This window comes from Alteromonas sp. 1_MG-2023 (assembly GCF_030547075.1).
GTDB lineage: Bacteria > Pseudomonadota > Gammaproteobacteria > Enterobacterales > Alteromonadaceae > Alteromonas.
The window spans coordinates 362,553-384,469 of record NZ_JAUOQH010000001.1 but is presented as its reverse complement, the minus strand read 5'-3'; the positions used below and the strand labels follow the sequence as shown (position 1 = coordinate 384,469).

Sequence of the window (21,917 nt, the reverse complement as noted above, 5' to 3'; positions counted from 1 at the left end):
CCTGTTTGCAAAACGCGAACAGGTTTACTTGCGACCTATTACTTACTTGCTAATGATTGCTGAAATTGCGATACCGTGGTGAGCGCCAATTCAATTTTCTTAACAAGCGCAGGTAAGGCTGCCTTTGCTTCTTCTTCTGTCATGTCTTTTAGCGCTTGCCAATCTAACGCAATCTCTTCTACATAAGGCCCAAAGCGTTTAGCTTGTGTGGTGAACGGGCTATCTTCAGCAAACACGGCGGCGAACTTGCCTTGACTGTCTTTTTGCAAGCGATCCAATGCCTGATCTGCATCCACTGCCTTACGATAAAGGGTCTGGATAGTATCTTGAAGTTGTTGGTGAATAGCTTGCATATCTTTTCCTGTAAAAGAAGCCCAATAAAAGAAGCCTCATAAAAAGCGCCTTAAAAGACGTCTTACATAAGTCGCCTGAAAAAAGCAGTGTAAAATTAGATTAAAGTTTCAGCATCACTAGCCGATAACCTCGAAGGTGGGCAATTTTGCCTATTTTTTTACTTTGCTTCAAGCAACAAAGGAAAACGGTATGGATCTACAAGGTGCTAGTGCCTCTGGAACGTCCGGTGCGTCACTTGAACTCGCTTCACTTAAGTTGGCCAAGGGTCAACAAGAGCAAGAAGGAAAAGCGGCGCTTCAGCTTTTAGAAAATTCAGCTGACGTACCAAAATCAACATCTTCTAATCCTGCTGTAGGCGGAAATATAAACACTTTCGCTTAAGGTTAGGGATGTAAATGTAAGTCGATGGGCGTTTTGCCAGGCTGAGCGCCTATCTCTCTCACGAGTTTAGGCACAAGGAAACCTGGTAGGCGCTTTATCGCTTCTTGCATAATTTGTCTTGCCTTGTCATCACTGACATAGAAGTGACTTGCCCCTTGTACTTTATCAAGTACATGTAAATAGTAAGGCAGAACCCCCGCATCAAATAAACTCTCACTTAATTCACACAATGCATCTGCTGAGTCATTTACACCTTCAAGTAACACCGATTGGTTTAACAAGGTAACTCCTTGAGTGCGTAGCTTCTCTAAGCGGCGCTTTAGCGCTGGTGATACTTCACTGGCATGGTTTACGTGCAACACGAGTATTTTTTGAATAGACAGCTGAGTAAACCAGTCAAAAAAAGCGTTATCGAGGCGCTTGGGCAGTACAACCGGTAAACGAGTGTGAATGCGAAGTCGTTTAATATGAGGTATTGCGGCAATTTCCTTTGCTAATTCAGCTAGGTGATCATCTTTTGCCATTAGCGGATCGCCGCCTGAAAAAATCACTTCGTTAATGGCTGGGTTGCCAGCAATGTAATCTATTGCCTCTTGCCACTGGGCTTTATTCACCGCGTTATCAGCATAAGGAAAGTGCCTGCGAAAACAATAGCGGCAGTTAACGGCGCACCCAGTGCGAACCATGAGTAACACACGGGAGTCGTACTTGTGCAACAAACCTTTGCCCGCAGTATCGTGTTCCTCTAACGGGTCTTTCGTGTAACCCGGTTCAATACTAAACTCTTCTTTAAGGGGCATCACTTGCAGAAAAAGTGGGTCGTTTGGGTTTCCTTTTTCCATTAACGAGGCAAAGTGCCGTGGAACACGCATTGGAAAAAGGCGTCGTGCTTTACTGTCTTGTTCGTAGTCTTCGGCAGGTAAATCTAAAAAAGACAACAGCTTTTCAGGGCTGGTAAAGCTATTAGCTAATTCTTTTTGCCAGTTATGCTCTACAGAAATCGCTTTTTTAGGTATTATTTGTTCCACGAAATTTTTTGTACCTTATGTTTAGACAGAGGAATTATGGCTAATTACAGCACTAACGAGTTCAAAGCCGGCCTAAAAATTATGCTGGACGGTGAACCTTGTAACATTTTAGAAAACGAATACGTGAAGCCGGGCAAGGGTCAGGCATTCAACCGCGTTAAAATTCGTAAACTTATTTCAGGCAAAGTTTTAGAAAAAACCTTCCGCTCTGGTGAGTCAGTAGAAGGCGCAGATGTTTTAGACACTGAGCTTGCTTACTTGTACACCGACGGCGAATTCTACCACTTTATGAACAACGAAACATTCGAACAAATCGCGGCTGACGAAAAAGCAGTAGGCGATAGTATTAAGTGGTTAGTCGAAAACGATGTTTGCGTTATTACGTTATGGAACGGTACGCCAATTACAGTAACGCCACCTAACTTCGTTGAACTTGAAATTACTGAAACTGATCCAGGCCTTAAAGGCGATACAGCGGGTACAGGTGGTAAGCCAGCTACACTAACAACGGGCGCAGTAGTACGTGTTCCTTTGTTTGTGCAAACAGGTGAAGTAATTAAAGTTGATACTCGCTCTGGTGAATATGCGTCTCGCGCGCAGAAGTAAGAACAAGTAAAAAGTAAGTAGAAAAAGCTGCAGTTAGCCGATGCCGTATTTGGCATCGGTAACTCGCTTATCGTTACGCATTTTTTTATGCGTTATTCGCCAGATTAAGCCCAAGTATTGTAAGCTTAAGCAGCTTGAGCCCCTTAAGTTAAACATATTAAGGTAAAGCATCGTATGGTAAAGCTTCTTTAGGTAAAGCATCGCAAGCTCGAATCTCGTACGGTTAAGAGTTGATAACCCCAACGCTGTTTATCGTATTTATCACCACTCTTTTCAACAAGTAAAGACGCATCTGTTCATGAACGACTGGCAACCTACCTCATCACATGATTCTCGAATTGCGCGAGCAAACTTACTTCGAAGCATAAGGGATTTTTTCTATACCCGTGATGTGCTTGAAGTAGAAACACCATTGTTGTCCAGCGGTACGGTAACCGATGAACACCTAGACGGATTCCATACTAGATTTAATTATTCGCAGGATGGTAAGCCGGTAGACTTATACCTGCAGACGTCTCCTGAATTCGCTATGAAACGCCTGTTGTGTGATCAAAGTGGCGCTATATATCAAATCTGCAAAGCATTTCGCCATGAAGGGGAAGGGCGCTGGCATAATCCTGAATTCACTATGCTTGAATGGTATCGACCGGGTTTCGATCATCACGCCCTAATGCAAGAAGTTGATGCGCTGCTAATAGAAACGCTTGGCACAGACACTGGCGAGATAGTGAGTTATCAAGATGTGTTCAAATCTCGGTTGGGCATTGACCCACTAACCACTACTGATGAGATGCTTTTGGCTAAAATGGCTGACTGTAACATTGATATTTCAAGCCCTGAAAAACTTGATAAAGACAGTAAGCTACAATTGCTTTTTGCAATGGAGATTGAGCCCGTTATAGGCCAAGAACGCCCGTGTTTTGTATTTGGGTTTCCTGCTTCACAAGCATCGCTTGCCCGCATCAATACACAAGACTCACGTACTGCCGACAGGTTTGAAGTGTATTTTAAAGGTGCAGAGTTGGCGAACGGATTTCATGAACTCAGCGATGCTTCAGAACAAAAGCAACGTTTTGAGCAAGACAATGAGAAGCGTCGTAATAATGGCCAGACCGAAAAGCCCATTGATACGCGACTTTTGTCAGCACTGAAAAGCGGCTTGCCACAGTGCGCAGGGGTAGCGTTAGGTATAGATCGGTTGTTAATGCTTAAAATAGGCGCTTCGCATATTCAGGAGGTGCTTAACTTCCCTGTTAGTCGAGCTTAGGACTTACCGTTAGTTTTCTCAAACGTTTACCCTAGGTTATTGAACAGAAGCTTACTCAAGAGCATCACTGCAAAGTGCCATATCAGGTGCTCATCCAAGCGCATCACGTTATTCTCAAACTGTCATTCACAAACTAAAGCGCGGCTTGAAAAGACTATTTGGTTAAACGAATCCAAATCATAGACACGTTACCATTGACAATAAACGACTCAACCTACAAAATGTTATAACATCACAAGAATGGCTATGTAAATGGTCAAAAAAATAGAAATTTGTTAGGGAAACCGTTATGAAAATGCGTTCACTGCTAAGTCTTACGATAGCAGGTCTACTCTCGTCTCCATCCTTTGCGACTGTTATCAGCGGTAAAGTTACCGATGTGTCAGGTCAGCCCGTTGAAGGTGCCGAGGTTAGCATTGAAGGTACTCGCCGAGTCGTTACCACCGATGAAAATGGTGTTTACCGTTTTAGCGATGTTAAGCAAACTCATGTGCATCTTCACGTATTTTCAAGCCAATATATTCATGGTGACAACGACCTTGGTGAAATCGTTGGTGATAAAACCGTTGATTTTTCACTTACTCCTTCGTCAGTTGAAAATATTGTAGTAACTGCCACCGCATTACAATCTTCAGTACTTGAATCTGTTACGCCAGTTACAGTTATTGGTGCTGAGCGTTTAAGACGTATAGAAGCGCCTACATTAGGTGAAACGTTAAAGAATACTCCTGGGGTACAAAGCACGTATTTTGGTCCGGTTTCAAGTAGCCCAATTATTCGTGGTAACGATGGCCCGCGGGTTAAAATTGTTCAAAACGGATTAGATGTTTCTGATGTATCTCGTGTTGGCCCTGACCACAATGTAACCAGTAACTTGGCCAGCGCCACGCAAGTAGAAGTGCTTCGCGGTCCTGCAACATTGCAATATGGTAGTGGCGCTATTGGTGGTGTGGTGAACATCGTTGATAAGCGTATTGTGCAACATCAAATGGACGGTGTTGAAGGCGAAGCCGAAGTGAGCTACAGCACAGTAGATAACGGTAAGTACGCTCGCGGCGATGTCACAGGTGGCAGCGGTAACTTTGCATGGCATATTGATGGTTATTCTCGCAACACAGATGATACGGATATTCCTGGTTATGCATCAGTAGAACCTGATGAAGACGAAGCCTACGGCGTGCTAGAAAGCACCGCGATGGAAACCAGCGATATAACGGCTGGCTTGTCTTACATTGGTGAAGAAGGTTACTTTGGCTTTGCGGTAGAGCAACTTGATAACCGTTATGGCGTGCCTGGTCACAGTCACGAGCATGAAGAAGACCATGATGAAGAAGATCACGACGAAGAAGATCATGATGAAGAGTTACACGAAGAAGAAGGCGTATTGATTGACGTAGATATGACACGTTATCAAGCAGCGGGTGAATGGCATTCACCTATCAGAGGGTTAACCAATGCTAAGTTTGCAGCGGCTTATACCGATTACGAACACGTCGAAATTGAAGATGGCGAGCAAGGTACTATCTTCTCAAACAAATCTAGCGATATTCGCGCGTCAGTGTCTCACGAAGAAGTGGATGGCTGGCATGGTGTGCTAGGTGTTCAATTCCAACACAGCGACTATGAAGCTGAGGGGGAGGAAGCCTTTACGCCAGCAAATACCTCTTCTAACTATGCGGTCTACCTTGTAGAGCAAAAAGTTGTGGGAGACGTGACCTTCGAACTAGGTGGTCGTGTTGAATATACTGAATACGATGCCGATGACAGTGAATTATCTCTTGAAGTGACTCATGCTGATGAAGAAGAGCACGAAGAGGAAGAGGATCACGAAGAACATGAAGAGCAAGTGACTTCATATAGCTTCAACAAGTATGACTTCACCAGTACGTCTTTATCCGCTGGTTTAAACTGGGAATATGCAGAAGGGCGCTCAATCGCCACTACACTTTCACGTAGTGAGCGTGCGCCGAGCCAACAAGAGTTGTTCTCTGCAGGCCAGCATTTAGCCACACAAAGCTACGAGCTCGGTTTGGTTTTCGATTTAGATGAAGACGGTCATATTGAAGAAGACTTAAAAGACGTAGAAAAAGAAGTTAGTACCAATATCGATGTTACTTTCCGTAAATTCACTGGTGATTGGGGCTATACCGTTTCATTGTTCTATAACCAAGCGGATGATTATATTTATCAAACGAATACTGGGTTATTGGCAATAACAGAAGAGCACGAAGATCATGAGGAAGAAGAAGAGGAAGGCACACCTATCTATTACTTCCAGCAAGCTGATGCTGATATTTGGGGCTTAGAAGCTGAAGCCTACTACGATGTAAATGCGCAAGTACGCGTGACGGTATTTAGCGATTACATTAACGCAGAAATTGATGATGATAACCTTCCTCGTACGCCACCTATGCGATTTGGTGGTAACATCAGTTATGTGAGCAATGGCGTAAGTGCTGATGTTGGCGTAACTTGGTATGATGACCAAGACGACGTGGCGTCTTACGAAACACAAACCGATGGTTACACCTTGTTAGATGCCAGTGTTCAGTACGAATTTGGCGGCCAAGGCGTTGAGTGGATTGTTTATGCAAAAGGAAACAATCTAACAGATGAAGAAGCTCGCGTTCATACATCATTTTTGAAAGATCAAGCGCCACTACCTGGTCGTAACCTTACGCTAGGAGTACGTGCGCTGTTCTAGAACTACAGTAAAAAACGGGGTGACGTTTGGCAGATGAAAAATGCTAGAAGACTTGGCCGAAGACAGTTGGTTAGCTACCTTAGCTAGCCAGCAAAGTAAGCACATTGTGCTGGGTTATGGCAGTTTGCTAAGTCGAGGTTCTCGAGAACGTTACTCTGGTATTTATACTCAAGGTTTACCCGTGCGTGTTTCAGGTTTTAAACGCGCATGGGTTACTCGTAGTCTGCAAGAAAAACAAACCTACGTAGGCGCCGTTGCCGACCAAACATCTCAATTAAATGCACAGCTTATTCCCGCCGAGGTAAACCCTTCATTACGGGCGCGAGAAAAGAATTATCGCTTTGTGGAAGTGCCAGCAAGTGCAATTGAACATGTAAGTTCCTTCTTGTGCAATCAACCTTCTTTCACCCCTGCGCTTCGCGAAGCGTTAAGCCAGCACCAACTCTGGTTATGCGAAACCTTACTTTGTCATCATGCTAGTACCGACTTCCCGGTTTCACAATCTTATATCGACACCTGTCTTGTAGGCTGTTTAGAGCATGGTGGGGTAAGTGAAGCTACCGCTTTTATTGAGCATACTCATGGCTGGGAACACCCTAGAATTAACGACAGAGCAAACCCGATTTACCCAAGAGCTGCCGCTATTTCACAGCAACAATTAGCGCAAATCGATATGCTGATGAATAAAGTAAAACAATCAACACCAGAGGCGTATTAACTCATGTTGTTATTAACCGAGCGATTGGAATTAAGCCCATTAACCCAAGCAGATAAACTGTGGATAGTGGAGATGCATCAAGACCCGTTATGGAAACAGTTTATTGGAAATCGCGGTGTGGCGAGTGTTGACGATGCTGCCGATTATATTGACCGGGTTAACGCGCAACTTAACGAGTGGGGATACGGGTTGCTGGCAATAAGAAATAAGCAAACCAACGCGCCTCATGGTGTGTGTGGGCTTATCAATCGGTTTGTTTTCAGCTGCCCTGATTTAGGTTTTGCGCTGCTACCGAATGCCCGTAAACAGGGGATAGCGTTAGAAGCCGCTAAAGCGGTTATTGATTGGGTGGAGATGGAAGAACATATGCATTTCATAACCGCCTCTACCCATCCCGAGAACACGCGTTCTCAACATCTATTACACCAGCTAGGATTTAAAAAACGCGGCCCTTATTTTATTGATAAGTCCACACCGGTTCAAACCCTATTCTGGCGCAACAGCGATTACACCAGCCGTTAGAACGGCGGAAGTACAGTAACCTTTTTAATGATAATAGGCTCAATGGGTACATTGTTGGTGTTGAGTACTAACGAGTATTCGGTTTCTACTTCAGACATCGCATCCACAATATCTTCACCTTCTACAATCATGCCAAAAACCGCATAGCCCCAGTCTCGACCTGGGTTTAAGGTTTCGTTGTCATTAACGTTAAAGAAAAATTGACGATTGGCAGTATGCGGGTCATCTTGCCTTGCCATAGCGATAGTGTGTAAATCGTTGGTAAGCCCATTGCCTGACTCATTGAATATTTCAGGGTAGTTAGACTTACCCTCAAAATCAGTAGTATAGCCGCCGCCTTGCACGACAAACCCCGGCACAATACGATGAAAAATAGTGTTTTCATAACTGCGCTTGTCTACATAACGTAAAAAGTTATTCACCGTGAGAGGCGCTCGGCGGCGGTCTAATTCCACCACAATATCACCCATGGTGGTTTCAATTTTAACTCTAGGGTAATAGTTATCAGGCTGAATTTGCGAGCCATCATCTTTTTTAGCCGCCAATGCATTGGGGCTAATTGCTGCAAACGTAAAAACGAAAGCTGAGAAGATTAAGGCCGTTATAAGCGGTTTTAACATGTGCATTCCTTATCGTTTAGCGGTGCCCAAAATAACAAATTTTTTGTCGCTTGCCAGTACGTCTGAACCACCAAACATGCGTTTAAGTTTAACGTGATGTTCAAGGTGCCTGTTTCCAACCACCACCAATTGCCCACCTTTAACCAAAGCGTGTTTTGAGTCGTTAAACATTTGCCATGCAATATGATCGGTAATGGCATTTTGTTGATGGAAAGGGGGGTTACACAATATCTTGGTTACCCAAGGCGATTGTTGCTGTTCTAGCAAGCATTCTAAGCAGTTACTGGCAATAAACTCACATTGATCAATTTTGTCTGGAAAATTCTCAAGTACATTTAATCGTGCACTTTCCACTGCCATAAACGACTCATCAATGAATATTACCTTACAGTCGCCGGCCAAGGCTAAGGCGTTTACCCCTAGCACCTCATTGCCGCAACCTAAATCGACCACGGTTTCATTGGCGCTTACCGTCATGTGCTCAAGCATAAGGCGGGCACCAATATCTAACGACTGGCGAGAAAATACATTTGCGTGGTTTTTTAGTACGAAGGTTTGGCCTGTGGCGCCCTTGCATTCCCAGGTTTCTGGGTAGGGAGAAGGGATTGGGGCAATACTTTCATCAAGGGTACTAAAAACCAGTCGTGACTTTTTCTTTGCCAAGGACGTTTTAGCAGGGCCAATGATTTTCTCGAACAAGGCGGATACCGACTTGGTCACGGCTTTTATTTTACCTGCCGCTACAATATGCGTACCTGGCGCTGCATATCGCTTAATATCGATAAGCTGTTGTTCAAGCAATGCCAATGTGCGAGGCACTTTAAGCATAATTACGCTTGGGGCACTCTCTGGCATGAAAGTAAGGCTTTCAACACTGGTTAAACTTGTCACGGGTGACGCTAGCGCGCCTTCCTCATTCATAACCGGTTTTAAATGGTTACGCCTTAGGTTTTCTTGTAATGATCGCAAGCTAATATACGAATCTGAAATCCAAATAGGATTATACTGCGTAAACCAACAGCCAAGGGTACCAAAGTCGTCATTAAAAATGAGTATGGGCCCCAAGGTAGATGACGATTCATTTTGGGATTGAAGAAGCGCGCCAAGGTGCGCGTCAACATGCTCAATAAGCAATTCATCGGCACTGTCCCACGCTTGCAGGCTTTTGTGCTGATGTTTTTCAGGGTAGCGAATTAAGGTAAACTGGCGCTCTGCCATTGAAAATTCTGTATTCATTATTTTCTTGTCTAAAGTTATCGGGGGGTTATGCAATTACCACTTTTTACTGACGCGAAAGCAGCGAAAAACTCACCCATTACGCTACCGTTGCCAGAAGCTGAGGTGCGCTATTATCCGCAATGGCTTAGCTCAGAGCAAGCGAATGACTATCAAGGTGTGTTTGAAAGCACATTGCCATGGCGACAAGATACTATCCGCATGTATGGAAAGCGCCTAGACGTGCCTAGATTACAGGCTTGGCATGGTGATCCTGAGTGTTTTTATAAATATTCAGGCATTAAGCTTGCACCACAACACTGGACTCAAGAGTTGGCAGCTATTCGGGATAAATGCATCGAGGTTTGTCATATTCCTTTTAACAGTGTGCTGGCAAACTGGTATCGACATGGTCAAGACAGCATGAGTATGCATGCTGATGATGAGCCTGAACTCGGGCCAAATCCTGTGGTTGCGTCGGTAACTTTTGGCGAGTCTCGGCCTTTTGTGTTCAAACACAAAGAAACCGGTGCGCGTTATACCCAAATATTAGAGCACGGTAGTCTGTTGGTTATGGGCGAAACCACTCAATCGCATTATCTGCACGGTATTGCTAAGACGACTAAACATATCGGTGGTAGAATTAACCTTACTTTCCGGCATTTAATTTCAACCAAGTAGTTTTCATATGAATGTTAAAGAATTTATAGAATCGACCATTACCAGCGCACTTTCACCTGCTTTATTGAAGGTAGAAGACGAGAGCTTTATGCACAATGTGCCTGACGGTGCACAAAGTCATTTCAAAGTAACCGTGGTGACTGAGGCCTTTGAAGGCAAACGCTTAATTGCTCGTCATCGTGAAATCAATGCATTGGTCGATGAAGCCTTGAAAGGGCCCGTACATGCGCTAGCATTACACACATATACCCCAACAGAGTGGGTAGCACGAGGTGGCGAAGCGCTAACATCCCCAGCGTGTTTAGGTGGCAGCAAGTCTTAACGCATATTTATTCGTTTCATTCTTTTATTAAGTATTCATTTTAATTTTCTATAGCCCCAATAGGAGCGCTACGTAACATGGAAGTAAGAAGTTCGGTCAACGCGTATTTGCAAATAGTAAAAACACCCACGGTGCAGGTGGTGTTATTAGGTGGTGGCTTTTTGCTGCTAATGCTGTTTGCCACCATGGAAGTATTAGCGCCTTTTGATAAAGCCGTCATTGAAATGTTGGTGTGGGACGATATGCCGGGGGTGGTTCAACGCTTCTTTGAAAATTTCACCGCACTTGGCAGTAATGAAGTACTTATCTTTTTTTCACTTGCCGTCGCTGGTTGGTTGAAATTGACCGGGCATCCTAAAAAAGCATTTACGCTATTAATAGCGGTAGCGGCAGGTTTGGTGATTACCTTTGTTCTTAAAGCCGGTATAGACCGCCCTAGACCGCCGCTGTCTGGCCATCAAGTTACCGTATTAACGCAAAGCTTTCCCTCTGCCCATGCCATGATGTCTACCCTTGTTTACTTCTGTATTGCTAGGCTGTTTTGCTTTTCTATCACAAAAGTTAAATTAAAAGTTTGGGTATATTCTCTGACTACACTATTGGTATTTGTGATTGGCCTGAGTCGAGTGCAATTAGGCGTACATTGGCCGACCGACGTAATAGCCGGATGGTTAGGAGGCGGGGCGATAGCCGCATTTAGTTTCTATGTAATTAAGTGGCAACGAAACTTACGTATTCGTAGTAACCCATAGCCGTTTTTGTATAAGCTTTTTTATATTAGCTTCCACAGAAAAATGGCTTCTATTATGATGAACACCGAAAGCACCCAAAACTTAGCAATTATAGAAATTACAGAAAGCGAAGCCCGATTAGCTGTTAGTCGAATTATTGCCGAAGATCTCTATCGCATGCAGTGTTTAGCTGCGCTCAACGTGCTTAATCTGCCCCAAGGGTACTTAGCCGCAGGCTTTTTACGTAATGCGATATGGGATGATATCCATGGCTATGGAAAAGCCACCCCGTTAAATGACATTGATGTTATCTACTTCAACCCTTCCGATACTTCCAAACAAGCAGACAAAAACATAGAGCAGATGTTGGCGGCGAAGGTACCTTCTGCGTGTTGGCAGGTGAAGAATCAAGCGCGTATGCATTTACATCATGGGCATAAGGCTTATAAAGATTGCGAAGACGCTATAAGCTATTGGATAGAAAAAGAGACCTGTGTCGCCATTCGGTGTAGCGCTCACGGGAATGAATTCGATATTCTCGCACCTTACGGCTTAGTTAATAATTTCGTGGGTACTATTTCAATAAACCCTCGTTACCCTAGAGCTGAGGTATTTACGCAGCGGGTGGTATCTAAAGGGTGGATGGACACATGGCCAAAATTAATTTTAGGTGCAGTCTAGGTGTAGTACGGGTGTGAATTAGGTGCAGCTTAAGTGCTGCGCTGGTTGGCTTTATTAGATATTTCAACCACGATAGCAGCGATGTCAGTCAGCTTTTTATGCTCATTCATGGCCTGCTTTTGAAGTTTGCGGTAGGCATCATTCTCACTTAACTGGAATTGCTGCATAAGAATAAGCTTGGCTCTATCTACTAATTTATGCTCAGTAATGGCCCGTTTCGCTTCTTCTAATTCGCGGCTCATATCTTCAATATACTGTGCTTGTCCTCTTAGCAAATCGTAAAACGAGCGATGTGCTGACAACGTTTGCGTCTGTTCGCTAATATCTGCAGGTTTTCTAACAGCAGGTAAATTAGAAGAGGTTAGAAGAGGGTCATTGTCTTCTACTAAACCAGGCATAGTGGGGTCGAACAGCATAGTAAGCGGTGAACCATCTTGTGCGTGGTCATCGGTGAAGCTTTCTATTAACCGTTGATGGTTCTTCATTTCGTGATGAGCATCGTTAACTTTAGTTTGCGCTTCTTTGGTCAAACTGTCGGTAAGTTTGTTTTCAATTTCCTGCATTGCATCAATGCGCCGAGTCGCGACATCAAACCAGACTTCACTAATTTCAGCAGCAATAGGGCTGCCATCGGCAAGCTGGGCAATCATCTTACGAAGCTGATTGATATCGTGTGCAGCCGGACTTTCGTCTAACAGCGCATACGCATCTTTGTGACAAGTGCGAGCAAATTCAGTGAATACGGTGAAGTGATGTTGCTGTGCGTGTTGCAGGGCGTTAAGTTTATCGCATAATCGTCTATCGAAATGGGTTTCTGCAAAGCCTATTGCCCCCCACGCCCGTTCTTGCCCAGCATATTCTTTGCCTTGCATAAAATTAAACAATGCCACCAAAATACGCGTTATAACCGGGTCGCTGGCAATATCTGCCGCTTCAAAAATGACGGTGAGTAGCCCAGCGACTAAGCGGCAATATGCTCGAGTTGAATCTAGCGGGGATAGGGTTAAATCTTTTGCTTGTTTACGTAGTACAGGCAGGTAGTCCATACCTTGTAACGCTAAAGTAATACTGCTCAATAGACGGGGGTTAGCGGCGTCGTGACTGTCGGTTAAATACAGTGACTTGAGTTGGCTTCGAAGCATAGACTCAGTATCACAGCTTGCTTCAATGTGCTTTGCCCGTTGTTGAGCGAACCTTTCACCTTTCGATGCCAAATAAATATTGGTTGCACCACGCTCTCGCTGCAGGGCGTGCACCATATTTCGAACTGAAATCACAATACGGCAATTACTGGATAATTGCTCTAGTACCGTTATTTCAGCGCGTTTTGCGGCAAGCAAGAAGCGTTTAGTGGCATCACTGTAATGCGTGGCAGCCGATATCTCATGGTCTGTTTGCATAATACGTTATAAATTTAGCGTACATTAGATAATGTTGATAAAGAATAAAAGCAATGCTTGTGCCTTAATCCCAGGTGGTTATCGGTTTCAACTTAACTGTTTGAATTTAATTGAGTAATTTTTATATTTTTTAAGTGTGGGGAGTGGCTTTTAACCGATATAACAGAGATATTTGCTAAGGCATTACGAAAAATGCTCGATAACAGTGCAAGATGATCTGTTTCACTCGGCATTTAAGTCTGAGCCTAGCCTTGTATTCAGCCAGTATTCTAGCCAAGCCTATTCGCTAAGGGCTTGTGCCAAAACACCTAATTTAAACGCTAGTTATTACGCTCTTATCACACGAAGAAACCATCCGACAAAGATAGAAATCAGCAGACCGAAAAAAGACGTTAATGCAGTAATCATTAGCAGCTTGCCGGAAAAATCGGGATCTTCGCCAGTTTCATTCATTAGCATGCCAGAGGCTTTGAAGATAAATAAGGCAGCAATAGAAAATAGCAAAATGACCGCGGTAGACATTAGCGTTGATTTCCAAAACGTTTTTGGAAATGACCAATGAATGGCACCTGCCACAAGCACACATAAAATAGTTAATAAATAAGGGACCACTTTAACTCCTTATCAGTCGAAGAAATAATGAAGACCATGCAAGGTGAATACGATTCGGGCTACTAGATTCCGGCTTCTATCAAGGGCAATAAAAGCAATGCGTACCACAAGAGCAATAAATTAAGCCCGATACGATGCCATGGAATGCCAGCATTGTCAGCTTAAAATCAACGCCACCCTTAACATTCTATTAAAAGATTTTAAGGGCTAATGGTGATAGAATCGCCAAAAATTGTGCATGGCAGTTATTTACAGCATCCACAGCTATACTGACACCGCACGAATCCTAAAAACCTTTAGACTCCTGAGAAAACATGTTTGATTTAATTACTAATCGAGATAGTAATGTAAAAAATGACGTGCTGTCTGGTATTACCGTTGCGCTTGCACTGGTACCAGAAGCGGTTGCTTTTGCATTTGTTGCTGGTGTTGAGCCCATGATTGGGTTGTATGCCGCCTTTATGATGGGACTTATTACTTCTGCCATCGGCGGACGCCCTGGAATGATTTCTGGTGCAACAGGTGCCATGGCCGTTGTAATGGTAGCGCTAGTGGCGCAGCACGGTGTGCAATATCTGTTTGCCGCCGTCATTTTAGCGGGTTTGCTGCAAATACTTTGCGGCATATTTAAACTCGGTAAGTTTATCCGATTGGTGCCTTACCCGGTAATGTTAGGGTTTGTAAATGGCTTAGCCATTGTGATTTTCCTTGCTCAGCTAGGCCAGTTTAAAGTGGTTAATGCGTTAGGTCAGTTGGACTGGATGCAAGGGTCTATGTTGTATTGGATGCTTGGACTTGTCGCGCTTACCATGGCGATTATTTACTTACTGCCTAAGCTCACCACCGCAGTGCCGGCGTCGTTAGTGGCTATTGTAACGGTAACCGCCATGGTACACGGGCTTGATTTAGAAGCGCGTACGGTTATCGATTTTGTGCGTGATTTATTACCTGAAGCCCAAAAAGCCAGCGCTACGCTTGCGGGTGAGTTACCTACGTTTGCTATACCTATGGTGCCGTTCACGTGGGAAACCGTAATGATTGTATTACCTACTTCAATCATCTTATGTTTGGTTGGTTTGATTGAGTCACTCCTTACATTATCACTTATCGATGAAATGACAGACACCCGTGGCCGTGGCAATAAAGAATGTGTTGGTCAGGGCGTAGCGAATACTGTAAATGGCTTCTTCGGCGGCATGGGCGGTTGTGCCATGATTGGTCAGAGTATGATTAACATTAACTCTGGTGGTCGTGGGCGTTTATCAGGTATTACTGCTGCATTGGTATTGCTTGCCTTTATCCTTTTCGCTGCACCATTAATTGAAATGATCCCGCTAGCGGCATTGGTTGGCGTAATGTTCGTGGTGGTTATCGCTACTTTTGAATGGGCCTCTTTCCGTATTATTCGTGGTGTAAATAAAGAAGATGCTTTTGTTCTGTTCTTAGTTACCGCTGTCACGGTCATTGCCGACCTTGCGATTGCAGTTGTGGTAGGTGTTATCGTTTCTGCCTTGGTATTTGCGTGGAAGCATGCTCGCCACATTGAGGTTAAGAGCCATATCGATAGCGACGATTGGAAAGTGTATGACTTAGAAGGGCCTTTGTTCTTCGGTTCAGTTAGCCACTTCAAAGACTTGTTTGATATTGCTAATGACCCAGAGCATGTAGTTATCGACTTTAAAGAGTCTAGAATTTGGGACTCTTCAGGTATTGATGCGTTAGATACGTTGGCGGATAAATACGAACAGCAAGGTAAGAAACTGCATATTCGTCACATTAGTGATGAGTGCCGTAACTTACTGCGTAAAGCGGACAAGTTCGTAGAAATTAACGTGAATGAAGATCCACGTTATCGCGTTGCCTCAGATAAGTTAGCCTAGTTTTCAAACAAAGTGGCTTTGGTGAATTTACCAAAGTCATTGGCGCAAAATAAGAATGCCTTGCGTTAAATCGACATTATGATGATGCACCAAATGATATCGCAATTGCTTTTGTTTGGTGCAAATTGAGGTTGTGCATACAGGTTGTTTTTTAAATAAATCTTTATAAAACAGGCTGGTAATGATCTGGCACTAATATTGGATATGCTTTAGTAGTGTGAAACATTGTGTATGTTTAGAGCGACCTCGCTCATAAAATTTGATAGCTATGATAACTCGTAGCGCTTGACAGGCAACGAAGCCCGCATCAACGAAAGTTGATGCGGGCTTTTTTTTGTCCCGAATAAATGGGAGAGACCATGACAACCTTGGCATCTAAAACGCGAATTCTAGTAGTTGGTAACGGAATGGTAGGCCATCATTTCGTTGAACAGCTTCATCAAAGCAGTGAGAACGTTGACATAACCGTACTTTGTGGCGAGTCGAGACTAGCTTACGACCGAGTACATTTGTCGTCATATTTCAGCGGGTCGAGTGCTGATGATTTAGCCCTTACCACCGCAGACGTCTATCGTGATTGGGGCGTAAACGTGGTTACTAACGCCATGGTGACAGATTTACTGCGTGATGAAAAAAAGGCGTTAACCGCAGATGGTCAAGTTTTCTCATACGATAAGTTGGTGCTTGCCACGGGCTCGTACCCTTTTGTTCCTCCTATTCCTGGCAATGATCAAGACCACTGCTTAGTTTATCGCACCATAGATGACCTAGTGGCTATTGAAAATTCGGCTAAAGAAAGCAAAGTGGGCGTTGTTGTTGGTGGTGGCTTACTAGGTCTTGAAGCAGCCAATGCATTAAAACAAGCTGGTCTTGAAACCCACGTGGTTGAATTTGCTCCGCAATTAATGGCCGTGCAATTAGACGAGACTGGCGGTGATGTGCTGCGTAACAAGATTGAATCACTCGGCGTAACCGTTCACACCCAAAAAGCGACTCAAGTGATTGAAGCGGGTGAACAATCTAGATATCGCATGGTATTTGCTGACGATACTTTTCTTGAAACCGACATGGTGTTGTTTTCAGCCGGTATTCGCCCTTCCGATCAGTTAGCTCGCAAAACCAATCTAGCCCTTGGTGAACGTGGCGGCATCGTTATCGACGATAACTGCTTAACCTCAGACCCAGACATTTTCGCGATTGGCGAATGTGCATTATGGCAAAACCGTATATTTGGTTTAGTTGCCCCGGGTTACACCATGGCACGCGCCGCGGTAAGCGCACTAGTTGGTGGCGACACCGTATTTACTGGCGCAGATATGAGTACCAAGCTCAAATTGATGGGCGTTGAAGTTGGCTCGATTGGTGATGCGCACGAACGTACCACTGGCGCGCAAAGCTACACCTATTTTAATCAACCCGAAGGCGTTTATAAGAAGCTAGTGGTTGATGAAAACCAACAAAAAGTGATTGGTGCTGTTCTGGTAGGGGATACCAGTGACTACGATACCCTCTTACAGTACGCCCTGAACGATATTGATTTACCTGAGAATCCAGAAAGCCTCATTTTACCTAGTTCTGGTTCTGCACCGGCATTAGGTGCTGATGCACTGCCTGATACCGCGACAATTTGTTCATGTCACAACGTTGCTAAAAGCGACATCGTTACCGCTATCGACGAAGGGTGTTGCAGCCTTGGTGATGTAAAAAGTTGTACGAAAGCCAGCACAGGCTGTGGTGGTTGTACTGCGCTGTTGAAAAACGTGGTAGACAGCGAACTTGAAAAGCGCGGAGTAGAAGTATCGAAAGCTATTTGTGAGCACTTCAATCATACCCGTCAAGAGCTTTTCCATATCGTTAAAGTAAACGGTATTACTACCTTCGATGAGTTACTAGAAAAGCATGGTAAAGGATTAGGCTGCGAAATATGTAAGCCAGCAGCGGGCTCAATTTTAGCCTCGGTTTACAACGACTATATTCTTAAAAATGACCATTTACCCCTGCAAGATACCAACGATATTTACTTAGGTAATATGCAAAAAGACGGCACTTACTCTGTGGTTCCGCGGGTTGCTGGTGGTGAGATAACACCAGAGAAGCTGATTATTTTAGGTGAAGTGGCCAAGAAATATAACTTGTACACAAAAATTACCGGTGGTCAGCGTATCGACTTATTCGGTGCTCGTGTAGAGCAACTTCCCGATATTTGGCAAATACTAATCGACGGTGGCTTTGAAACCGGTCACGCCTATGCGAAATCGCTTCGTACGGTTAAGTCTTGTGTAGGGAGCACTTGGTGTCGATATGGTGTGCAAGATTCAGTGAAAACAGCCATCGATTTAGAAAATCGTTACAAGGGCTTACGCGCACCACACAAAATTAAATTTGGTGTCTCGGGTTGTACTCGTGAGTGTGCCGAAGCGCAAAGCAAAGACATAGGGGTAATCGCCACGGAAAATGGCTGGAACTTATATGTGTGCGGTAATGGCGGCATGAAACCCAGACACGCAGATTTATTTGCTACCGATTTAGATACCGAAACTTTAGTGAAGTATATCGACCGTGTGTTGATGTTCTATGTACGCACTGCAGACAGGCTTCAACGTACCTCGGTATGGATGGACAACCTAGAAGGTGGTTTAGCCTACTTGCAAGAGGTAGTGATGAACGACTCGTTGAATATCAATGCTGATTTAGAAGCACAGATGGAAACCGTAGTGGGCGCTTATCAATGTGAGTGGAAGACCACTTTGGACAGTGAAGAATCACGCAAGCGTTTCCGTCAGTTTGTAAACAGTGACAACCTAGATAGCAATATTCAATTTGTATCTGAGCGAGGCCAAGTGCGACCCGCCACTGAGGTGGAGAAGTCTCAAGGGGCTGAAAACTTAATTGCGGTTGAAGTAATTTAACGAGGAAATACTGATGACAGCAAAAACGGAAGTGGCAGCCCAATGGCACGATGTATGTGGTATTGATGATGTAGTAACAAACAGTGGGGTTTGTGCCCTAATTAACGACCAACAAATTGCGCTTTTCAGTGTGTTGCAAGCCAAACAGCAGTACCTGTATGCAATCAGTAATTGGGATCCTGTTGGTAAAGCGAATGTGCTTTACCGCGGCCTAATTGGTTCAATTGGTGATGATGTGGTGGTGGCTTCTCCTCTTTACAAAGAGCATTACGTATTAGCCACTGGAAAATGCGTAGAAAGGGATGACGTTAGTGTTATCTCATTCCCCGTAAAGATAGATGGCGGACGCATTTTAATCTCGCTATAACGCTGATTTACTGCACTAGCAGAGTGTTACCCCCATAGTTACAATTAGTTACTTAGAGGCATTCCATATGAATATGGCTACACCGAAACCTGAGATATTTAAAGCACAATTGCGGCAAACCACCTGCCCGTATTGTGGTGTAGGTTGTGGTGTAGATGTAAGTTGCAACGTAAGTGAGCGTACTACCTCCCTGGACAAGGTTACTGGTACGCCAGAGCATCCGGCCAATTATGGTCGTCTGTGCGTTAAAGGCACAAACCTGCTTGAAACAAACGATCTTAGCGGCCGTTTGCTTCACCCAACCATAGCAGGTGCGAAGGTAGATTGGGACACGGCTACCCGCGCAGTGGCTGATAAAATCTCGCAGACTATTGCCGAACACGGGTCGGATGCCGTTGCATTTTATGTATCGGGACAGCTTTTAACTGAAGATTATTATGTTGCCAATAAACTGATGAAAGGGTTTATTGGCAGCGCGAATATAGACACCAACTCTCGCCTTTGTATGTCATCTGCTGTTGCGGGTTACAAGCGTGCATTTGGTGAAGATGTAGTGCCTTGTGATTACACAGATTTAGAGTGTACATCGCTGTTGGTGCTAACCGGCAGTAATACAGCATGGGCGCACCCTGTACTGTTCCAGCGCATTCAACGGGCCAAACTTCGTAATCCAGATATGAAAGTGGTGGTGATAGACCCTCGTGAAACCGAAACATGTACTATCGCCGATTTACACTTACCGCTTAAAGGGGGCAGTGATGTGGCCTTGTTTAACGGGCTTTTGCAGTTCGCCCACGCTAACAATGCTATTGATGCCGCTTCAATTGGTGAGTTTACCCAAGGCCTTGATGATGCCTTAGCTACAGCAAACACGATAGATTCGAAAGATATTGCGGGTTTGTGTGGTTTAAATGAAGCAGATTTGGCTACTTTTTATCAATGGTTTATCAACGCCGAAAGCGCCGTTACTTTCTATTCCATGGGGGTTAATCAATCCTCTGCAGGGGTAGATAAAGCTAACGCCATTATTAACTGTCACTTGGCGCTCGATTTTATCGGCAAGCCAGGCTGTGGGCCTTTTTCTATTACCGGTCAACCCAATGCGATGGGGGGCAGGGAAGTAGGCGGTTTAGCAAATATGTTAGCGGCGCATTGTGATATAGAAAACCCTAAACATCGTGAGAATGTAAAAGCGTTTTGGCAATCTCCGTCCATACCCGAGCAGGGTGGATTAAAAGCCGTAGATTTATTTTCGGCCATGGATGCAGGGCGAATTAAGTTCGTGTGGATAATGGGAACGAACCCTGTAGTCAGCATGCCTTACCGTGAGCAAGTTGAATCAGCGCTTAAGAAATGCGACATGGTTGTGGTATCAGATATCGTACAAAGTAACGATACTCTTGCCTTTGCAGATATCGCATTACCGGCAACAGGGTGGTCTGAAAAAGACGGTACTGTAACCAACTCGGAGCGCAGAATTTCTCGCCAACGAGGCATTATGCCGCCACCAGGCGAAGCTAAACACGACTGGCAAATCATGTGCGATGTGGCAAGGAAAATGGGTTTCAATAGCGCATTTTCGTATTCACATCCTAGTGAAATATTTGATGAGCATGCTCGCTTAACTGCCTACAAAAATGATGGTGCGCGCTTGCTAAATTTAGCGCCATTAACGGGTAAGTCAGAGGCAGAATATAATGTAATGGCACCTGTAACGTGGCCGCTTAAAGCTGATACAAACAAAACATGCTCGCCGGTTCGCCCCTATTACAACAAAGTGTTTTCTACGCCTTCTGGCAAGGCAAACTTTGTTGCGGTAACATTTAACGCGCCTATTCAAGCAACCAGCAATGAATATCCGTTTGTGCTTAACAGCGGACGAATGCGTGACCAATGGCACACCATGACCCGAACCGGTAAAGCCGCCATATTGCATGCACATGCAACTCACGCGAATGTGCATATCCACCCTGAAGATGCAACGAAGCTAGGGGTAATGCAAAACGATTATGTAGCCTTAAGCAGTAAAGTGAGCGGTGAAACTCCGTGTGTTTTCCCCGTGCATGTGGACAAGCGCCAACGTCAAGGTGATGTATTTGTTCCTATTCATTGGTCAGGTGAGTGGGGATCGCACAGTAAGTTAGCTAAGCTTTATGCACCGGTTACCGACCCAATTTCAGGGCAACCAGAATTAAAGCATGGTGCGGTTTCTATCGTGCCAGCCGATTTTGCAAGCTACGGCAACCTTTACATTAGTGATGATTGCACAGCCCCAAGTTTTGTTTCTCCTGATGGAGCTTCTGCAAACGTTACCTCCTACGAAGTGGAAAAGCTTACGGCTATTTTCGACAATACGGGTGATTTTTGGGCCAAAAATCTCATGGATAATGGTTTCAGTTTATCTGTTGCCAGCCAGTTCACGCCCCACGTATTGATGTCACGTTTGCTCGCCAGCTTGCCTAAAGATTGGGTGTGTTATCAATACAAAAGTGCCGATAGCCATGTACTTGTTGGTACTTATGAAAACGCATTTTGTTTTATGGCGTTTGTTGGGGAACAAAACCCAAGCACACAGCCAAAGTACTGTGTGCCTAATGGCTGGGTAGACAGCACCTTGAAGCAAGCATTTGACCCAGAAACATTAGCCAGTTTTTTGCGCTGTGAAGTTGATGAAAGTTTCTTAAATGGCCAAGTGATATGCAGCTGTTTCACGGTAAGAGAGAAAACCATTAATCAAGCGATAGCTGAAGGCTGTAGCTCGGTAACAGCACTTGGCGACAAGCTAAAATGCGGTACCAACTGTGGTTCATGTAAGCCTGCGTTGGCAACATTGTTAAACGATTACATTGCACCGATAGAAGACATTGCTCGCGAACGTTAATGCGGATACTACATTCGCCACTGCTTAGTAAATACCTG

General features: G+C 44.5%; 20 protein-coding genes. 14 read left to right on the top strand and 6 right to left on the bottom strand.

Going from position 1 to position 21,917, the window contains the following annotated elements:
• Positions 1-38: 38 nt before the first annotated feature.
• Complete coding sequence (locus tag Q4561_RS01620; RefSeq protein ID WP_303457017.1) at positions 39-353, bottom strand: hypothetical protein; 315 nt, start codon at positions 351-353, stop codon at positions 39-41.
• A gap of 190 nt (positions 354-543) precedes the next feature.
• On the opposite strand from Q4561_RS01620, the gene Q4561_RS01615 reads away from it, so the two are divergent.
• Complete coding sequence (locus tag Q4561_RS01615; RefSeq protein ID WP_057793966.1) at positions 544-735, top strand: hypothetical protein; 192 nt, start codon at positions 544-546, stop codon at positions 733-735.
• Between the two features lie 2 nt (positions 736-737).
• Here Q4561_RS01615 and epmB read toward each other — a convergent pair whose 3' ends face one another.
• The gene (epmB, locus tag Q4561_RS01610; RefSeq protein ID WP_303457014.1) at positions 738-1,763 is read right to left on the bottom strand and encodes an EF-P beta-lysylation protein EpmB; all 1,026 of its coding nucleotides are present in this window, start codon (positions 1,761-1,763) and stop codon (positions 738-740) included.
• A 36-nt stretch (positions 1,764-1,799) separates the two neighbouring features.
• On the opposite strand from epmB, the gene efp reads away from it, so the two are divergent.
• The 5 genes from efp to Q4561_RS01585 all read left to right on the top strand — a co-directional run bounded on the left by efp (position 1,800) and on the right by Q4561_RS01585 (position 7,580).
• Positions 1,800-2,369 carry an elongation factor P gene (gene efp / locus Q4561_RS01605; protein ID WP_303457011.1) on the top strand — a complete coding sequence of 190 codons (570 nt, stop codon included), beginning with the start codon at positions 1,800-1,802 and terminating at the stop codon, positions 2,367-2,369.
• Between the two features lie 298 nt (positions 2,370-2,667).
• A complete protein-coding gene (epmA, locus tag Q4561_RS01600; RefSeq protein WP_303457008.1) occupies positions 2,668-3,636 on the top strand; it encodes an elongation factor P--(R)-beta-lysine ligase in 969 nt (322 codons plus the stop codon).
• A gap of 289 nt (positions 3,637-3,925) precedes the next feature.
• Entirely contained in the window at positions 3,926-6,340 is a 2,415-nt protein-coding gene (locus Q4561_RS01595) for a TonB-dependent receptor (RefSeq protein ID WP_303457005.1), read from the top strand.
• A gap of 40 nt (positions 6,341-6,380) precedes the next feature.
• A complete protein-coding gene (locus Q4561_RS01590; RefSeq protein ID WP_303457002.1) occupies positions 6,381-7,058 on the top strand; it encodes a gamma-glutamylcyclotransferase in 678 nt (225 codons plus the stop codon).
• 3 nt (positions 7,059-7,061) lie between these two features.
• Positions 7,062-7,580, top strand: coding sequence for a GNAT family N-acetyltransferase (locus tag Q4561_RS01585; protein WP_303456999.1), 519 nt, complete (start codon positions 7,062-7,064; stop codon positions 7,578-7,580).
• Here the strand turns inward: Q4561_RS01585 and Q4561_RS01580 are convergent.
• A complete protein-coding gene (locus Q4561_RS01580; protein ID WP_303456996.1) occupies positions 7,577-8,200 on the bottom strand; it encodes a peptidylprolyl isomerase in 624 nt (207 codons plus the stop codon). The genes Q4561_RS01585 and Q4561_RS01580 overlap by 4 nt on opposite strands.
• A gap of 9 nt (positions 8,201-8,209) precedes the next feature.
• The gene (locus Q4561_RS01575; RefSeq protein ID WP_303456994.1) at positions 8,210-9,436 is read right to left on the bottom strand and encodes a methyltransferase; all 1,227 of its coding nucleotides are present in this window, start codon (positions 9,434-9,436) and stop codon (positions 8,210-8,212) included.
• A 30-nt stretch (positions 9,437-9,466) separates the two neighbouring features.
• On the opposite strand from Q4561_RS01575, the gene Q4561_RS01570 reads away from it, so the two are divergent.
• The 4 genes from Q4561_RS01570 (at position 9,467) to Q4561_RS01555 (ending at position 11,830) form a co-directional block, all read left to right on the top strand.
• Positions 9,467-10,096 (top strand): alpha-ketoglutarate-dependent dioxygenase AlkB, encoded by a 630-nt coding sequence (locus Q4561_RS01570; RefSeq protein WP_303456992.1) that lies wholly within the window; start codon positions 9,467-9,469, stop codon positions 10,094-10,096.
• A gap of 7 nt (positions 10,097-10,103) precedes the next feature.
• Positions 10,104-10,418, top strand: coding sequence for a BolA family transcriptional regulator (locus Q4561_RS01565; RefSeq protein WP_303456989.1), 315 nt, complete (start codon positions 10,104-10,106; stop codon positions 10,416-10,418).
• 77 nt (positions 10,419-10,495) lie between these two features.
• The gene (locus Q4561_RS01560; RefSeq protein WP_303456986.1) at positions 10,496-11,170 is read left to right on the top strand and encodes a phosphatase PAP2 family protein; all 675 of its coding nucleotides are present in this window, start codon (positions 10,496-10,498) and stop codon (positions 11,168-11,170) included.
• 54 nt (positions 11,171-11,224) lie between these two features.
• The gene (locus Q4561_RS01555; protein WP_303456984.1) at positions 11,225-11,830 is read left to right on the top strand and encodes a nucleotidyltransferase family protein; all 606 of its coding nucleotides are present in this window, start codon (positions 11,225-11,227) and stop codon (positions 11,828-11,830) included.
• Between the two features lie 29 nt (positions 11,831-11,859).
• On the opposite strand, the gene Q4561_RS01550 is transcribed toward Q4561_RS01555, so the two are convergent.
• Complete coding sequence (locus Q4561_RS01550; RefSeq protein WP_303456982.1) at positions 11,860-13,230, bottom strand: nitrate regulatory protein; 1,371 nt, start codon at positions 13,228-13,230, stop codon at positions 11,860-11,862.
• Between the two features lie 327 nt (positions 13,231-13,557).
• On the bottom strand, positions 13,558-13,842 hold the full coding sequence (locus tag Q4561_RS01545; RefSeq protein WP_303456979.1) for a hypothetical protein: 285 nt from the start codon (positions 13,840-13,842) through the stop codon (positions 13,558-13,560).
• Between the two features lie 314 nt (positions 13,843-14,156).
• Here Q4561_RS01545 and Q4561_RS01540 point away from each other — a divergent pair, with 314 nt between their 5' ends.
• The 4 genes from Q4561_RS01540 to Q4561_RS01525 all read left to right on the top strand — a co-directional run bounded on the left by Q4561_RS01540 (position 14,157) and on the right by Q4561_RS01525 (position 21,879).
• A complete protein-coding gene (locus tag Q4561_RS01540; protein WP_303456977.1) occupies positions 14,157-15,722 on the top strand; it encodes a SulP family inorganic anion transporter in 1,566 nt (521 codons plus the stop codon).
• A gap of 359 nt (positions 15,723-16,081) precedes the next feature.
• On the top strand, positions 16,082-18,631 hold the full coding sequence (gene nirB, locus Q4561_RS01535) for a nitrite reductase large subunit NirB (RefSeq protein ID WP_303456975.1): 2,550 nt from the start codon (positions 16,082-16,084) through the stop codon (positions 18,629-18,631).
• Positions 18,632-18,644: 13 nt separating this feature from the next.
• A complete protein-coding gene (gene nirD, locus Q4561_RS01530; RefSeq protein ID WP_303456972.1) occupies positions 18,645-18,998 on the top strand; it encodes a nitrite reductase small subunit NirD in 354 nt (117 codons plus the stop codon).
• Positions 18,999-19,071: 73 nt separating this feature from the next.
• The gene (locus tag Q4561_RS01525; RefSeq protein ID WP_303456970.1) at positions 19,072-21,879 is read left to right on the top strand and encodes a nitrate reductase; all 2,808 of its coding nucleotides are present in this window, start codon (positions 19,072-19,074) and stop codon (positions 21,877-21,879) included.
• Positions 21,880-21,917 lie beyond the last annotated feature (38 nt).

Coding starts and splice junctions, on each gene's coding strand:
- Q4561_RS01620 (WP_303457017.1), bottom strand. CDS start 353: ATGCAAGCTATTCACCAACAACTTCAAGATACTATCCAGACCCTTTAT.
- Q4561_RS01615 (WP_057793966.1), top strand. CDS start 544: ATGGATCTACAAGGTGCTAGTGCCTCTGGAACGTCCGGTGCGTCACTT.
- efp (WP_303457011.1), top strand. CDS start 1,800: ATGGCTAATTACAGCACTAACGAGTTCAAAGCCGGCCTAAAAATTATG.
- epmA (WP_303457008.1), top strand. CDS start 2,668: ATGAACGACTGGCAACCTACCTCATCACATGATTCTCGAATTGCGCGA.
- Q4561_RS01595 (WP_303457005.1), top strand. CDS start 3,926: ATGAAAATGCGTTCACTGCTAAGTCTTACGATAGCAGGTCTACTCTCG.
- Q4561_RS01590 (WP_303457002.1), top strand. CDS start 6,381: ATGCTAGAAGACTTGGCCGAAGACAGTTGGTTAGCTACCTTAGCTAGC.
- Q4561_RS01585 (WP_303456999.1), top strand. CDS start 7,062: ATGTTGTTATTAACCGAGCGATTGGAATTAAGCCCATTAACCCAAGCA.
- Q4561_RS01580 (WP_303456996.1), bottom strand. CDS start 8,200: ATGTTAAAACCGCTTATAACGGCCTTAATCTTCTCAGCTTTCGTTTTT.
- Q4561_RS01575 (WP_303456994.1), bottom strand. CDS start 9,436: ATGAATACAGAATTTTCAATGGCAGAGCGCCAGTTTACCTTAATTCGC.
- Q4561_RS01570 (WP_303456992.1), top strand. CDS start 9,467: ATGCAATTACCACTTTTTACTGACGCGAAAGCAGCGAAAAACTCACCC.
- Q4561_RS01565 (WP_303456989.1), top strand. CDS start 10,104: ATGAATGTTAAAGAATTTATAGAATCGACCATTACCAGCGCACTTTCA.
- Q4561_RS01560 (WP_303456986.1), top strand. CDS start 10,496: ATGGAAGTAAGAAGTTCGGTCAACGCGTATTTGCAAATAGTAAAAACA.
- Q4561_RS01555 (WP_303456984.1), top strand. CDS start 11,225: ATGATGAACACCGAAAGCACCCAAAACTTAGCAATTATAGAAATTACA.
- Q4561_RS01550 (WP_303456982.1), bottom strand. CDS start 13,230: ATGCAAACAGACCATGAGATATCGGCTGCCACGCATTACAGTGATGCC.
- Q4561_RS01540 (WP_303456977.1), top strand. CDS start 14,157: ATGTTTGATTTAATTACTAATCGAGATAGTAATGTAAAAAATGACGTG.
- nirB (WP_303456975.1), top strand. CDS start 16,082: ATGACAACCTTGGCATCTAAAACGCGAATTCTAGTAGTTGGTAACGGA.
- nirD (WP_303456972.1), top strand. CDS start 18,645: ATGACAGCAAAAACGGAAGTGGCAGCCCAATGGCACGATGTATGTGGT.
- Q4561_RS01525 (WP_303456970.1), top strand. CDS start 19,072: ATGGCTACACCGAAACCTGAGATATTTAAAGCACAATTGCGGCAAACC.